The 14,373-nt window shown below is 72.3% G+C and carries 11 protein-coding genes; 8 read left to right on the top strand and 3 right to left on the bottom strand.

The annotated features are described in order from the left end of the window. Positions 1–165: 165 nt before the first annotated feature. Genes EV699_RS03465 through EV699_RS03455 form a run of 3 tightly spaced genes read left to right on the top strand, consistent with a single transcriptional unit; the run spans position 166 to position 4,530 of the window. Positions 166–879, top strand: a complete 714-nt coding sequence (locus EV699_RS03465; RefSeq protein WP_132538977.1) for an ABC transporter ATP-binding protein — start codon at positions 166–168, stop codon at positions 877–879. Next, positions 876–3,389, top strand: a complete 2,514-nt coding sequence (locus EV699_RS03460; RefSeq protein ID WP_165904010.1) for an ABC transporter permease — start codon at positions 876–878, stop codon at positions 3,387–3,389. The genes EV699_RS03465 and EV699_RS03460 overlap by 4 nt, the downstream gene beginning before the upstream one ends. Positions 3,390–3,393: 4 nt before the next feature. Further along, positions 3,394–4,530 carry a lipocalin-like domain-containing protein gene (locus EV699_RS03455; RefSeq protein ID WP_132538974.1) on the top strand — a complete coding sequence of 379 codons (1,137 nt, stop codon included), beginning with the start codon at positions 3,394–3,396 and terminating at the stop codon, positions 4,528–4,530. Between the two features lie 10 nt (positions 4,531–4,540). Here EV699_RS03455 and hrpA read toward each other — a convergent pair whose 3' ends face one another. Beyond that, on the bottom strand, positions 4,541–8,605 hold the full coding sequence (gene hrpA / locus EV699_RS03450) for an ATP-dependent RNA helicase HrpA (RefSeq protein WP_243662537.1): 4,065 nt from the start codon (positions 8,603–8,605) through the stop codon (positions 4,541–4,543). Positions 8,606–8,852: 247 nt separating this feature from the next. On the opposite strand from hrpA, the gene EV699_RS03445 reads away from it, so the two are divergent. Both EV699_RS03445 and typA read left to right on the top strand, forming a co-directional pair. Next, positions 8,853–9,059, top strand: a complete 207-nt coding sequence (locus EV699_RS03445; protein ID WP_132538972.1) for a cold-shock protein — start codon at positions 8,853–8,855, stop codon at positions 9,057–9,059. A gap of 137 nt (positions 9,060–9,196) precedes the next feature. Further along, positions 9,197–11,017, top strand: a complete 1,821-nt coding sequence (gene typA, locus EV699_RS03440; protein WP_132538970.1) for a translational GTPase TypA — start codon at positions 9,197–9,199, stop codon at positions 11,015–11,017. A gap of 60 nt (positions 11,018–11,077) precedes the next feature. Here the strand turns inward: typA and EV699_RS03435 are convergent, their stop codons facing one another. Further along, entirely contained in the window at positions 11,078–11,305 is a 228-nt protein-coding gene (locus EV699_RS03435) for a DUF2789 domain-containing protein (protein ID WP_132538968.1), read from the bottom strand. Between the two features lie 130 nt (positions 11,306–11,435). Between EV699_RS03435 and pdxH the strand changes: the two genes are divergently transcribed. Both pdxH and EV699_RS03425 read left to right on the top strand, forming a co-directional pair. Continuing rightward, positions 11,436–12,071 carry a pyridoxamine 5'-phosphate oxidase gene (gene pdxH / locus EV699_RS03430; protein ID WP_132539023.1) on the top strand — a complete coding sequence of 212 codons (636 nt, stop codon included), beginning with the start codon at positions 11,436–11,438 and terminating at the stop codon, positions 12,069–12,071. Positions 12,072–12,087: 16 nt separating this feature from the next. Next, positions 12,088–13,353, top strand: a complete 1,266-nt coding sequence (locus EV699_RS03425) for a YhjD/YihY/BrkB family envelope integrity protein (protein ID WP_132538965.1) — start codon at positions 12,088–12,090, stop codon at positions 13,351–13,353. 33 nt (positions 13,354–13,386) lie between these two features. On the opposite strand, the gene mazG is transcribed toward EV699_RS03425, so the two are convergent. Beyond that, positions 13,387–14,166, bottom strand: coding sequence for a nucleoside triphosphate pyrophosphohydrolase (gene mazG, locus EV699_RS03420; RefSeq protein ID WP_132539021.1), 780 nt, complete (start codon positions 14,164–14,166; stop codon positions 13,387–13,389). A 61-nt stretch (positions 14,167–14,227) separates the two neighbouring features. Between mazG and EV699_RS19815 the strand changes: the two genes are divergently transcribed. Continuing rightward, a complete protein-coding gene (locus tag EV699_RS19815) occupies positions 14,228–14,368 on the top strand; it encodes a hypothetical protein (protein ID WP_165904009.1) in 141 nt (46 codons plus the stop codon). Positions 14,369–14,373: the final 5 nt, after the last annotated feature.

Here is a 14,373-nt window from a genome sequence, read left to right as displayed (position 1 = left end):
CCATCAAACGTTGAGTGGGCGGCAGTGTGCCAAGCGCCCGCAGGAGGTGTCGACCCGGAGCCGTGACGCCGGGCAGTTAAATGCTGTTTCCGTCAACGACTTCCATGCCGCTGCGCCATCGCGCCGGGAAGATCACGACCGGTACGTTCGGGAAACTTTACAATTATGGCCCTTCCATCGATCACAGCCAGTCCGCCGTCTTTCGCCGTCGTCATCGAGCAGGTCGCACACCACGTCACCGAAGGTGAGCGGCGGCGCGAACTGCTGGCCGGCGTCAGCGCCGCCATCGGGGCAGGCGAGAGCGTCGCCTTGCTCGGCCCGTCGGGCTCGGGCAAGTCCACCCTGCTGAATCTCGTCGCCGGCATCGACCTGCCCGACGCAGGGGTCGTATACGTGGCGGGACAGGCGATCACGGCCCTCGCCGAGCGCGAGCGCACCCTGTTGCGCCGCCATCGCATCGGCATCGTGTTCCAGGCCTTCAATCTGGTACCGACGCTCACCGTCGCAGAGAACATCGGCCTCGCGCTCGAACTTAACACGTGGCCGCGGGCCGCGGCCGCCGCGCGCGTCGACGAACTGCTCGCGGCGGTCGGCCTTGTGGAGGCCCGCGCACGTTTCCCCGGCGAGTTGTCGGGCGGCGAGCAGCAGCGGGTCGCGGTGGCGCGCGCCGTGGCGCACCGCCCCGCGGTGGTGCTCGCCGATGAGCCCACCGGCAACCTCGACGGCGCCACCGGCGCGCAGGTGCTCGACCTCCTGTTCGGTCTGTGCGGTGCAGGGGGCGGCGCCTGCCTGATCGTCACCCACAGCGCGGAAGTCGCCGCACGCGCCGACCGCCGCCTGCATCTCGTCGATGGCCGCCTGTGCGAGGAGGAGCGGTGACGCCGGCGCTGCTGCTGCGCGCCGGATGGCGGCAATGGCGCCAGCAGCCCTGGCAGCCCGTGCTTGCGATCGCCGGCATCGCGCTGGGGGTCGCCGTGGTGCTCGCGGTCGCGATCGCCACCGACAGCGCCCGCCTGAGCCTGCACGAGGCGCTCGAACGCCTCGGCGGCCGCGCCACCCACACGATCACCGCGGGCCCGGCCGGCGTGGCCCAGGACGTCTATCGCAGGCTGCGCGTGGACGCAGGGCTGCACGAGGCCGCACCGGTCGTCGAAGGCTGGCTGCAGCCGGTCGCGACGCCGGGACGCTGGCTGCGGCTGCTCGGCTTCGATCCGTTTGCCGAAACCGGCTTCGGGCGCCTGCCCGGCGTCGACGCGGACGTCGATACCGGCGCCCTGCTCACGCGCCCGCGTGCGATCCTGCTGCCCGCCGGACTCGCGGCGCAGCTCGGCCTGCGCGCGGGCGACACCGTGGAGGTGCGCATCGGCGAGCACGCCACCACGCTCGACGTCGCCGGCACGTTCGCCGCCGACGGGGGCAGCGGCGACTGGGTGATCGCTGACATCGCCACCGCGCAGGTGCTGCTCGGGCTCGGCGATCGCATCACCCGCATCGACCTGCGGCTCGACGCCGCCGCCGCCACGGCCCTGGCTGCCCGCCTGCCGCCCGGCGTCACGCTCGAAGCCGCCGGCGCACGCGCGCGCACCGGCGAGCGTCTCACCGCCGCCTTCGAGCTCAACCTGACCGCGATGAGCCTGCTCGCGCTGCTGGTCGGCACCTTCCTGATCTACGAAACGATGACCTTCTCGGTGCTGCGCCGGCGTGCGCTGTTCGGCAGCCTGCGCGCGCTCGGTGTCACCCGCCGCGAACTGCTCGCGCAGGTGCTCCTCGAAGCCGCCGCGCTCGGGGTGCTCGGCACCGCCGTCGGCCTGCTGCTCGGCAGCGTGCTCGGCGCGCGCCTGGTGCCGCTGGTCGGGCGCACCGTCAACGACCTCTACTACCCGCTGGTCGACACACGCCTGCACCTGCCGCCCGGCGTCTTCGCCGGCTGCGCCGCCCTCGGGCTCGGTGCCACCGTGCTCGCCGCCCTCGCCCCGGCGTGGGAGGCTGCCGGCTCCGCCCCGGGGCGGGCCAGCAACCGTGCACAGTACGAAAACCGCTGGCGACGCCTGTCGCGGCAGTTGCTGCTCGGCGCGGCCGCACTCGGCGCGGCGGCCGTGGCCGTGCTCGCGGGCAGCGACGGCCTGCCCGGCGGCTTCGGCGCGCTGCTGCTGCTGGTGCTCGCCGCGACGCTCGCCACGCCGCGGCTGCTGCTCGCCTTCACCGCCGTGCTCGCCCCGTCCGCAGAGCGCCGGACCGGGCCGCTGGCACGGCTCGCGGTGCGCGACCTGCGGCGCAACCTGAGCCGCACCGCGGTGGCGGCGGCCGCGCTGGCGGTGGCGTTCGGCGCCGCGCTCGGCGTGACGCTGATGGTCGACAGCTTCCGCGCCGGGGTGACGCTGTGGCTCGAAGACCTGCTGCGCGCCGACGTCTACGCGGCGCCGCTGGCGGGCACCGACGGACACGGTTTCGTGCCGCTCGCCCCCGCCGTGATCGCCGCGTGGCGGACCGTCCCCGGCGTCGTCGCCATCGCCACCTACCGACGCTTCGACACCCGCATCGACGAGCAGCCGGTGCAGCTCATCGCCGCCACCCTCCCCCCCGCCGCCCGTGCCGGCTACCGCCTGAGCGACGGGCCGCCGGAGCGTGCCTGGGCGGCCTTCGACGCCGGTGCGGTGCTGGTCTCGGAGCCCCTCGCCTACCGCCTGAAGCTCGCCCCCGGCGCCACGCTGCGCCTGCCCACCGATGCCGGCACGCGCGACTTCACGGTCGCCGGCGTATTCCACGACTACGGTTCGGAGCACGGCCGCATCCTGCTCGACCACGCGCAGCTCGGCCACTTCTGGGCCGACACGCGCATCGGCTCGGTCGGCGTGTTCGTCGCCGCGGGCGCCGACCCGACGGCAGTGCGCGCGCGGCTGGAAACCGCGGCGGCACCGCTGCAGGCGGTGAAGACGCAGGGCAACCGCGACATCCTCGCGCTCTCGCTCGCGGTGTTCGAGCGCACCTTCACGATCACCGCGCTGCTGCGCGCGCTCGCCGTCGGCGTGGCGTTCTGCGGAGTGCTGAGCTCGCTGCTCGCGCTGCAGCTCGAACGCGCACGCGACTTCGCCGTGCTGCGCGCGCTCGGCCTGACGCCGGCCGAGCTCGGGCGCCTGGTCAGCCTCGAATGCGGCGTGCTCGGCCTCGCCTCCGGGCTGCTGGCGCTGCCGCTCGGCCTGGGCATCGGCGTGCTGCTGATCGAGGTGATCAACCGCCGCGCCTTCGGCTGGACCATGCCGTGGGCGTTCGACCCCGCCGCGCTGCTGCAGACCGTGCTGCTCGCCCTCGTTGCCGCGCTGCTGGCCGGCGTCTACCCGAGCTGGCGGCTCGCGCACAGCCGCCCGGCCGCCGCGCTGCGCGAGGAGTGAACGCATGCGCACGCCCGTCGCCCTGCTGCTCGGCGCCACCGCGATGGCCGCGACGCTGTACGCGCTGCGCCCGCAGACGCCGCCGGCAGCGGCGATCAGCGTCTCCAGCGCGCTCGGCGCGACCGCGGACGCCGGCTTCCTGCGCGCCGAGGTCCCGCGTCCGTTCACATTCCCCGCCGACCACGGCCCGCACCCGGGGTATCGCAACGAGTGGTGGTACTTCACCGGCCACCTGCACGACGCCGCCGGCCGCGAGTACGGCTACCAGCTGACCCTGTTCCGCATCGCGCTCGCCCCCGGCGCGCCGCCGGACGATTCCGCCTGGCGCACGCACACGTTCTACATGGGCCACCTCGCGCTCACCGACGTGGCCGCCGGCCGTCACCGGGCCGTCGAGCGCTTCGCCCGTGCCGCGCTCGGGCTCGCCGGGGCCGGGTCCGCACCGCCGCAGGTGTGGCTGGAGCGCTGGGAGGCACGTCTTACCGACGCCGCCCGCGGTACCTGGCGCATCAGCGCGCAGGACGACGACATCGGGCTCGAGCTCGAACTCGTCCCGGCCAAGGCGCCGGTGCTGCAGGGCGAGGCCGGCCTGAGCCGCAAGAGCGCCGCCCCCGGCAACGCCTCGTACTACTACTCGGTGACGCGCCTGGCGAGCCGCGGCGAGCTGCGCGTCGACGGACGCCGCGTTGCCGTCGACGGCACGAGCTGGCTCGACCGCGAATGGAGCACCAGCGCCCTCGGCCCCGAGCAGAGCGGCTGGGACTGGTTCGCGGTGCAGCTCGACGACGGCCGCGAGCTGATGTTCTACCGCCTGCGCCGGCGCGACGGCGGCCTCGACGCCCACAGCGCGGGCACGCTGGTGGCCGCCGACGGCACCTACACGCCGCTCGCCGCCGGGGCCGTCGAACTCACCCCGGAAGGGCGCTGGAGCAGCCCCGCGAGCGGCGACGCCTACCCGGCGCGCTGGCGCCTGCGCGTTCCCGCCGCCGCCCTCGAACTGCAGCTCACGCCGAAGGTGGCCGACCAGGAGATGCGCCTCAGCGTGCGCTACTGGGAGGGGGCGGCGCGGGTCGAGGGGCGCGATGCCCGCGGCCCGGTGCGCGGCCAGGCCTACGTGGAGATGACCCGCTACGCCGAGTGAGGTGGGCGCGTCACGGGCGCAGCTTCGCGAGCTGCTCCTCGACGCGCTTCGCCGACACCGGATAGGCGGTCCTGAGCTCCTGGGCGAACTGCGACACGCGCAGCTCCTCGATCATCCAGCGCAGGTGGTCGAGCTCCGGGTCGTGGCCGCCGCGCCGGGCCTGGCGCTCGGCGCACTGGCGGTAGGCGTTCCACAGGCGCTGGATCTCGGCGCGGCGGGCACGGTCCTTGTCGAGCTGGCCGTTCAGGCGCTGCAGGCGCAGCTCCACCGCCTTCAGGTAGACCGGCAGCCGGCGCAGCGCCGCCGCCGGCGTGGCGCTGACGAAGCCCGGATGGACCAGCGCGTCGAGCTGCCCGCGGATGTCGGCGACGGCCTCCATCCACGCCAGCGGCACCTGCCCGCCGATGCGCTTGCGGATCTCGTGGTAGCTCGCGAGCGCCTGCGCCACCTGCGCGCAGACCTCGTTCGCGATCGCCATCAGGCGGCCGCGGCCGTGTTCGAGGGCGCGCTCGAAGGCCGCGCGCTCGCGCGGCAGGCCGTCGGCGAGGAAGGCGCGGTCGACGATCGCGCCCATCAGGTCCTCGCGCAGTTCCTCCTGCGTGCCGGCCTTGACGAAATGCAGGGCCATCGCGGCGAGCCCCGGCAGGTTGCGGCGCAGGTGCTTGACCGGCTCGCGGGCACGCAGCGCAATCAGCCGCCGCAGCCCCTCGCGGTGCGCCGCGGCGGCGCGCTCGGGGGCGTCGAGCACGCGCAGCGCGAGCCGCTCCCCTTCCGCCACCAGCGCCGGGTAGCCCTTGAGGGTGACGCCGTTGCGCACGAAGGTGAGCTCGTCCGGCAGCGGGCCGAAGTCCCAGTCGCCGACGTCGGCGCGCTCCAGGCGGGCGACCGGATCGTCGGCGGGCACGGCCGCCGGCGTGCGCGGCCCGCGCTGCGCCGCCCGGTCGCCTGTGGCCGGCGCCGGCGCGCCTGCGCGGGTCGCCGGCGCCTGCGCGCCCGCGGCGGCCAGCGCGCTCGCCAGCGCGCCGAAGCTGGTGCGGGCGGCATCGCCCAGCGTGCGGCGCAGCGCGGGCAGGTCGCGCCCCTCGCCGAGCACCTGGCCGGCGGGGTCGACCACGCGGAAGTTCATCGCCAGGTGCGGCGGCAGGGCGTCGGCGTGCCAGGCATCGTCGGGAACGGGCACCCCGGTGCTGCGCGTCAGTTCCGCCGCCATCGCCTCGGCGAGCGGCCGGTCGGCCGGGGCCAGCGCCTGCATCAACTGCTCGACGGTGTCGGGCACCGGCACGAAGTGCCGGCGCAGCGTCTTCGGCAGCGACTTCAGCAGCGCCGCGATGCGCTCCGGCAGCAGCCCCGGCACCAGCCACTCGCAGCGCGCCGCCGGCACCTGGTTGAGCGCGGCGAGCGGCACCACCAGGGTCACGCCGTCGTCGGCCGCGCCCGGCTCAAAGCGGTATTCGAGCGGGAAGGCCACGCCGTTCAGCAGCAGGTGATCGGGGAAGCGCGCGTCGGTGACGTCGGCGGCAGCGTGCGCCATCAGCACCTCGCGCGTGAGGTGCAGCACGTGCGGGTCGTCGCGCTCGGCGACTTTCAGCCACTTGAAGAAGGCCGGGCCGCTGTAGATGCCCGCCGGGATGCGCGCGTCGTAGAAGCGGTAGAGATCCTCCTCGTCGACCAGCACGTCGCGCCGCCGGGCCTTGGTCTCGAGCGCCTCGATCGCCGCGATCAGCGCGGCGTTGTCGTGGAAGAACGCCGCGCCGCAGGTGAAGTCGCGCTCCACCAGCGCGTGGCGGATGAACAGCTGGCGCGCGAGCGCCGGGTCGAGCGGGCCGTAGTTGACGCGCCGGCCGACCACCACCGGCAGGCCGTAGAGGGTCACGCGCTCCTTCGCGGCGACCTGCGCGGCGCGCTTCTCCCAGTGCGGCTCGCTGTAGCTGCGCTTGAGCAGGTGCCCGGCGAGCGGCTCGATCCACTCGGGCTCGATGCGCGCGCAGGTGCGTGCGTAGATCTTCGCGGTTTCGACGATCTCGGCGGCCATCACCCACCGCGGCGGCTTCCTGGCGAGCCCCGAACCGGGGAACACGTGGAAGCTGCGGCCGCGCGCGCCGAGGTAGGCACCGTCCTCCTGGCGCAGGCCGACCTGGCCGAGCAGGCCGGTGAGCAGCGCGCGGTGCAGCGCCGCGGCGTTGGGAGGCCACGGCGCTGCCTCGGGGTGTTCGTCGCGTCGCTGGCCGGGTTCGGGCGGGGGCGGCGCCGCTACCCGTGCTTCGAGCTTCAGGCCCATGCCTGCGACCAGTTCGGCGAGCTGCGCGTGCAGTTCGTGCCACTCGCGCAGGCGCACGAACGACAGGAAATTCGTCCGCGCGAGCTCGCGCAGCTTCGACTTCGACAGCCGCCGCGCCTGCGCATGCCACCAGTCCCACAGCCGCAGCAGCGCGAGGAAGTCGGAGCGCTCGTCGCGAAAGCGCCGGTGGCGCTCGTCGGCCGCCTGGCGGGCGTCGAGCGGCCGCTCGCGCGGGTCCTGCAGCGCCAGCGCGCTGGCGATCACCAGCACGTCGGCAACACAGCCCTCGTCGCGCGCGGCGAGCACCATGCGGCCGAGGCGCGGGTCGAGCGGCAGCCGCGCCAGCTCGCGGCCGAGCGGCGTCAGCTGCCGGCGGGCGTCGACCGCCTGCAGCTCCTGCAGCAACTGGTAGCCGTCGTTGAGGAGGCGCGCGTCGGGCGGCTCCACGAACGGGAACTCGGCCGGATCGCCGAGGTTCAGCGCCGCCATCTGCAGGATCACCGCGGCGAGGTTGGTGCGCAGGATCTCGGGCTCGGTGAAGCGCGGCCGCGCGGCGAAGTCGTCCTCGCCGTACAGGCGCATGCACACGCCGGCCTGCACCCGGCCGCAGCGCCCGGCACGCTGCGCGGCGCTCGCCTGGCTGATGCGTTCGACCGGCAGGCGCTGGATCTTGGCGCGGTAGCTGTAGCGGCTGATGCGTGCCGTGCCGGGATCGACCACGTAGCGGATCCCCGGCACCGTCAGCGAGGTCTCGGCGACGTTGGTGGCGAGCACGATGCGCGGGCGGCCGTGCGGCTGGAACACGCGGTTCTGCTCGGCCGCGGCGAGGCGCGCGAACAGCGGCAGGATCTCCACGCCCGGCGGATGGTGCTTGCGCAGCGCCTCGGCGGTCTCGCGGATCTCGCGCTCGCCGGCGAGGAACACCAGCACGTCGCCGGGGCCTTCGGCCCAGAGCTCGTCGACCGCGTCGACGATCGCCTGCTGCAGGTCGCGGTCGCGCGCGTCGTCGTCCTCGGCGAGCAGCGGGCGGTAGCGGGTCTCGACCGGGTAGGTGCGCCCGGACACCTCGATCACCGGGGCGCCGTCGAAGTGGCGGGCGAAGCGTTCGGGGTCGATCGTCGCCGAGGTGATCACGACCTTCAGGTCGGGCCGGCGCGGCAGGATGCGCTTCAGGTAACCGAGCAGGAAGTCGATGTTGAGGCTGCGCTCGTGCGCCTCGTCGACGATCAGCACCTCGTAGGCCTCGAGCAGCGGATCGCCCTGGGTCTCGGCGAGCAGGATGCCGTCGGTCATCAGCTTGACCGCGCACTCGGGGCCGGTGTGGTCGGAGAAGCGCACCTTGTAGCCGACGTGGCGCCCCGGCGGTTCGCCCAGCTCCTCGGCGATGCGCGCCGCCACCGAGCGTGCGGCGATGCGCCGCGGCTGCGTGTGCCCGATCAGTCCGGCGGCACCGAAGCCGAGTTCGAGGCAGATCTTCGGCAGCTGCGTGGTCTTGCCCGAGCCGGTCTCGCCGCACACCACCACCACCGGGTGGTCGCGGATCGCCGCCGCGATCTGCGCCCGCCGGCCGTTGACCGGCAGGCCGTCATCGAACGTCGGCCGCGGCAGCGCGGCGCGGCGTTCGGCGCAGGCGGCCACCGCCGCCTCGAGCGCCGCCGTCAGTTCGGCGAGCCCGCGGTCGATCGGCTTGCCGGCGGCCCGCCGCCGACGCAGGCCGTCGAGCCGGCGCGCGAGCCCGGCACGCATGCGCACCGGGCAGGCCGCGAGGCGAAACTGCAGTTCGGCAAGGGTATCCACGGATGGCGGCAGCGGGCGGGAACGGGCCGGCGATTATACGAGCGCCCGTCGCTTTGGCGGCGATGGTGCGGCACGACATCGAATTCGCTTGCCGCGTGTGCGGGCATCGCGTACTTTCGGCGCCGCGTTCATGCAGATGAGCGTCGTATAGCCGATCTTTACCTGGAGCCGCGTCATCACCCGTTTTGCCCGGCGCCCGGTTGGTTCAGCGCAGTAGCAGTAGTTTTTTTATTCAGAGGTTGTCTTAATGCGTTCTGGAACTGTTAAGTGGTTTGACGAGGCGAAGGGTTTCGGCTTCATCGCCCCCGAAGACGGCAGCGGCGATGTGTTCGTCCACTACTCCGCCATCGACGGCAAGGGCTTCAAGACGCTCGCCGAGGGCGAGAAGGTCGAGTTCGAATCCAAGGCCGGCCCCAAGGGCCCGCAGGCCACGATAGTCCGGAAGCCCGCCTGATCGGCGTCTTTCGTACGCTTCGACTCGACGACCCCGCCAGTTGGCGGGGTTTTCATTTCTGCGGCGTCCGCCGGCACCTGCCGCAGCGCACAAACCGGTATACTCCGCGCGTTTCCGCCCTCCCCGGTATTGGTCCCGTGATCGCAAAGCTCCGCAACATCGCCATCATCGCCCATGTCGACCATGGCAAGACCACGCTGGTCGACAAGCTCCTGCAGCAATCGGGCACGCTCGACGAACGTGCCGTGCCGACCGAGCGGATGATGGATTCGAACGACATCGAAAAGGAACGCGGCATCACGATCCTCGCCAAGAACACGGCGATCCGCTGGAACGATTACCGCATCAACATCGTCGACACGCCGGGCCACGCCGACTTCGGTGGCGAAGTCGAACGCGTGCTGAGCATGGTCGATTCGGTGCTGCTGCTGGTCGATGCCGTCGACGGCCCCATGCCGCAGACGCGTTTCGTGACGCAGAAGGCCTTCGCGATGGGCTTCAAGCCGATCGTGGTGATCAACAAGATCGACCGCCCGGGCGCCCGCCCCGACTGGGTGCTGAACCAGACCTTCGATCTCTTCGACCGCCTCGGCGCGACCGACGAACAGCTCGATTTCCCGGTGATCTACGCCTCGGCGCTGAACGGCTACGCCGGTCTCGACCCGGACATCCGCTCCGGCGACATGACGCCGCTGTACCAGGCGATCATCGACCACGTGCCGGCCCCCGACGTCGACATCGACGGCCCGTTCCAGCTCCAGGTCTCCTCGCTCGACTACAACAGCTACGTCGGCGTGATCGGCATCGGCCGCATCAAGCGCGGCAGCGTGCGCACCAACACGCCGGTGGTCGTGGTGGACCGCGAGGGCGGCCGCCGCCAGGGGCGCGTGCTGCAGATCCTCGGCTTCCACGGCCTCGAACGCGTCGAGTTCCCCGAGGCGTCGGCGGGCGACATCATCGCCTTCACCGGCATGGAGAAGCTCAACATCTCCGACACCCTCTGCGACCCGGCGGCGGTCGAGCCGCTGCCGCCGCTGACCGTCGACGAGCCCACCGTGAGCATGACCTTCCAGGTCAACAACTCACCCTTCGCCGGCAAGGAAGGCAAGTACGTCACCTCGCGGCAGATCCGCGAGCGCCTGCAGCGCGAACTGATCCACAACGTCGCGCTGCGCGTCGAGGACACGGACGACCCCGACAAGTTCAAGGTGTCCGGCCGCGGCGAACTGCACCTGGCGATCCTGATCGAGAACATGCGCCGCGAAGGCTACGAACTCGGCGTGTCGCGCCCCGAGGTCATCGTCCGCGAGATCGACGGCGAGCGCTGCGAGCCCTGGGAAACCCTGACGGTCGACGTCGAGGAGCAGCACCAGGGCAAGATGATGGAAAAGCTCGGTGAGCGCGGCGGCGAGCTGAAGGACATGGTGCCGGACGGCAAGGGGCGCGTGCGGCTCGACTACGTGATCCCGGCGCGCGGCCTGATCGGCTTCCAGACCGAGTTCATGACCGCGACCAGTGGCACCGGCCTGATGTACCACGTGTTCGACCATTACGGCCCGCTCAAGCGCGGCGACTTCGGCGCGCGCATCAACGGCGTGCTGATCGCCAACGCCGCCGGCAAGGCGCTGGCGTACGCGCTGTTCAACCTGCAGGAGCGCGGCCGCCTGTTCATCGGCCACGGCGACGAGGTCTACGAGGGGATGATCATCGGCATCCACTCGCGCGACAACGATCTGGTCGTCAACCCGCTGAAGGCCAAGCAGCTCACCAACATCCGCGCCGCCGGCTCGGACGAGAACATCATCCTGACGCCGCCGCTGCGGATGACGCTGGAGCAGGCGCTGGAGTTCATCGACGACGACGAACTGGTCGAGGTGACACCCCGCTCGGTGCGCATCCGCAAGAAGCTGCTGGACGAGAACGCGCGCAAGCGCGCGTCGCGCAAGTCCGAGGAGTAGAGGCGTAGCCGCCCCGGGCGACCCGCGACGGCCCGGGGCGGGCGCTGCGGCGTGGCCGCCTCAGTGCAGGCACGCCTCCAGTTCGTCGACCACCTCGGCCCAGTCGGAATCCTCTTCCAGGGCCTCGCGCAGGAAGCTGGCCTGCGCCGCCGTCCAGAACGGCGCATCGGCCACGCGTACGTCCGCGGCCAGGCGGTGCTCGCCGATGAAGCGGTCGATGCTGGCGGCATCGGCCGCCAGGCCGAGTTGCACGAACAGGTTGCTCAGGCTGTGGGCGCTGGTATCCATGATCGGTCTCCGGGGCAGCTTCGGAGCCACCTAGCGTAGTCGGTGTTTCGGCCCCGCGCCGGGGTGCCAGGGTGTAAGGTCCACGGCGGCGGGCGGACCGCCGCGCCATTCGAGGAGCCGCAACGTGTCCATCTCCGTCGCCGATCTGCGTCGCAACTACTGCCTGGGTTCGCTCGACGGCGCCGACGTCGATCCCGACCCGATACGCCAGTTCGCCCGCTGGTTCGAGGAAGCCGTCCGCGCCGAGGTGACCGAGCCCAACGCGATGACCGTCGCGACCGTCACCCCCGAGGGCCGCCCGCGCGCCCGGGTGCTGCTGCTGAAAGGCTTCGACGCCCGCGGCTTCACCTTCTTCACCAACTACGAGAGCGCCAAGGGCTGCGAACTCGCCGCCAACCCCACCGCCGCACTGTGCTTCTGGTGGGTCGAGCTGGAGCGCCAGGTGCGCATCGAGGGCACGGTGACCCGGCTCGACCGCGCCGAGTCGGCCGCCTACTTCATGAGCCGGCCGCTCGGCAGCCGGATCGGCGCGTGGGCGTCGCAGCAGAGCCACGTGATCGCCGATCGCACCACGCTCGAAGCGCGCTTCGCGGAGCTGGAAGCCCGCTACGCCGACGGTGACGTGCCGATGCCCGACTACTGGGGCGGCTACCGCCTCGCCCCCGACCGCATCGAGTTCTGGCAGGGGCGTCCCAGCCGCCTGCACGACCGCATCCGCTACCGGCTGGAGCAGGGCAGCTGGGTGATCGAGCGCCTCGAACCCTGACACGCCCTCCTCCGGCATGGATCCGTTCACGCACGCACAGGCACGCGTCGCCGCGCTGCTCGGCGTGAGCGCCGGGCGCTGCGCCGGCGTCTTCACCGCCCTGCTGCGCGCGCTGCTCGACGGGCACCTGCTCGACCGCTCGGCGAGCCTCGCCTACACGACGCTGCTGTCCCTGGTGCCGCTGCTCGCGGTCAGCTTCTCGGTGCTCAAGGCCTTCGGCGCCCAAGACGTGTTCGGGCCGCTGCTCGACCGCGCCCTGGAGCCGCTCGGCACGCAGGGCCACGAGGTCGCCGCGCGCATCCTCGAGTTCGTCGGACGGCTGCAGGTCGGCGTGCTCGGCTGGGTCGGCCTGATCCTGCTGTTCTATTCGGTGATCACGCTCGTCCACAAGATCGAACTCGCGTTCAACGCGATCTGGGGCGTGCCGACCGCGCGCGGGCCGGCCCGGCGCGTCGCCGACTACCTGAGCGTGCTGCTGATCGGGCCGGTGCTGATCTTCGCCGCCCTCGGGCTCACCGACACCGTGCGCAGCTGGGTGAGCGCACTCGGCCTCGGCACCTTCGCCCCGCTCGCCGAGGCGGGTGGCGCGCTGCTGAAGGGCCTCCCCCACCTGATCGGCGGGTGCACCTTCGCCTTTCTCTACGGCTTCCTGCCCAACACGCGGGTGCCCGCGGTCGCCGCCGTGGTGGGCGGCGCCGTCGCGCTGCTGCTGTGGCTGGTGGTCGGGCAGCTGTTCGGCACGCTGATGGCCAATTCCGGCAACTACCCGGCGATCTACTCGGGCTTCGCCGGTGCCGTGCTGTTCATCCTCTGGCTCAACGTCGCCTGGCTGATCGTGCTGCTCGGCGCCGAGGCCGCCCACGCCTGGCAGCGCCCGCCGCACCGCTCACCCGAGGACACCACGCGCGCCGAGCGTCTCGCCTTCGGCGCGCTGATCGAAGTCGGGCTCGCCTACCGGCAGCGCCGCGCGCCGCCCGACGCGCCGGCGCTCGCCACCCGCCTCGGCTGTGCGCAGACCCAGCTCGACGTCGTGCTCGACCGCCTGCTCACGGCCAGCCTGCTGCGCGAAACCGCGGCGCCGGCGGGAGGTCTGGCCCCGGGTTGCGACCCGGCCACCCTGCCGCTCACCGACGTACTCGCCGCCATCCAGGGAACGCCGGACGCGCACGACGCCGTCGGCACCCTGCTCACCGAGATGCACGCCGCCGTCGAGCAGACGCTCGCCGGGCGCACGCTGCACGATCTGCTCGACGCCGCCGAGCGCGCCGCGGTCGCGCCGTAGCCGCCGGCGGCGCCAGCGGGGCGCGCTGCCCCGCTACAGCCCGCGGCGCTTCGCTTCGTCCCAGAGTGCATCCATTGCCGCGAGCCCGGCCTGTTCGGGCAGCTGCCCGGCGGCGGCCAGGCGATCTTCGACATGCGCGAAACGGCGCTCGAACTTCGCATTGGTCCCGCGCAGCGCGGCTTCCGGGTCGACGCCGAGATGGCGCGCGAGGTTGGCGACCGCGAACAGCACGTCGCCGAGCTCGTCGGCGAGGCGCTCGGGCGTGGCGTCGCACTCGACTTCGGCACGGATCTCGCGGAGCTCTTCGTCGATCTTGTCGAGCACCGGGCCGAGGCTGCCCCAGTCGAAACCGACCCGCGCGGCCTTCTTCTGCAGTTTCAGGGCACGCGTCAGCGCGGGCAGCGCCAGGGGCACGCCGGCGAGCACGCGCGGCGGCCGCCCGCCGCCTTCTTCCGCCTTGATTTGCTCCCACGCCGCGCTATGCTCCGCGCGGTCACGGAACTTGGCGTCGCCGAACACGTGGGGATGGCGACGGATCATCTTGTCGGTGATACCGCGCGCGACGTCGGCGAAATCGAACAGGCCCTGTTCGGACGCGATCTGCGCGTAGAACACCACCTGGAACAGCAGGTCGCCGAGTTCCTCGCGCAGGTGGTCGAGGTCGCCACGCTCGATCGCATCGGCGACCTCGTAGGCCTCTTCGAGCGTATGCGGCACCACGCTCGCATAGGTCTGCTCACGGTCCCAGGGACAGCCGTGTTCAGGGTCGCGCAGACGCGCCATGACTTGTAACAACGCGGCGATTTCGCTCATAGATAATCCCGGCACTCGAGAACGGTAGATGGCGGCGCCGGCCGCACGGGAGGTGTCCGAAATGTCCAAATTCCAACCGGATTCCAAGCAACTCTGCGTTCTGGTGCTCGCGGTCGCGCTGGCGGTGGTCTCGTTGCTGGTGCCGCTCGATGCCCGCCAGCCGCCGTCGCCGACCGCCGTGACGATCGCCTCCGCCCGCTGAGCACC

The sequence above is a fragment of the Plasticicumulans lactativorans genome (assembly GCF_004341245.1).
Lineage (GTDB): Bacteria > Pseudomonadota > Gammaproteobacteria > Competibacterales > Competibacteraceae > Plasticicumulans_A > Plasticicumulans_A lactativorans.
This window is presented reverse-complemented; position numbering and strand designations above follow the sequence as displayed.

What these genes read in the sequence shown, in the direction of transcription:
- EV699_RS03465 (WP_132538977.1), top strand. Translation starts at nt 166, where the DNA reads ATGGCCCTTCCATCGATCACAGCCAGTCCGCCGTCTTTCGCCGTCGTC.
- EV699_RS03455 (WP_132538974.1), top strand. Translation starts at nt 3,394, where the DNA reads ATGCGCACGCCCGTCGCCCTGCTGCTCGGCGCCACCGCGATGGCCGCG.
- EV699_RS03445 (WP_132538972.1), top strand. Translation starts at nt 8,853, where the DNA reads ATGCGTTCTGGAACTGTTAAGTGGTTTGACGAGGCGAAGGGTTTCGGC.
- EV699_RS03435 (WP_132538968.1), bottom strand. Translation starts at nt 11,305, where the DNA reads ATGGATACCAGCGCCCACAGCCTGAGCAACCTGTTCGTGCAACTCGGC.
- EV699_RS03425 (WP_132538965.1), top strand. Translation starts at nt 12,088, where the DNA reads ATGGATCCGTTCACGCACGCACAGGCACGCGTCGCCGCGCTGCTCGGC.
- mazG (WP_132539021.1), bottom strand. Translation starts at nt 14,166, where the DNA reads ATGAGCGAAATCGCCGCGTTGTTACAAGTCATGGCGCGTCTGCGCGAC.
- EV699_RS19815 (WP_165904009.1), top strand. Translation starts at nt 14,228, where the DNA reads ATGTCCAAATTCCAACCGGATTCCAAGCAACTCTGCGTTCTGGTGCTC.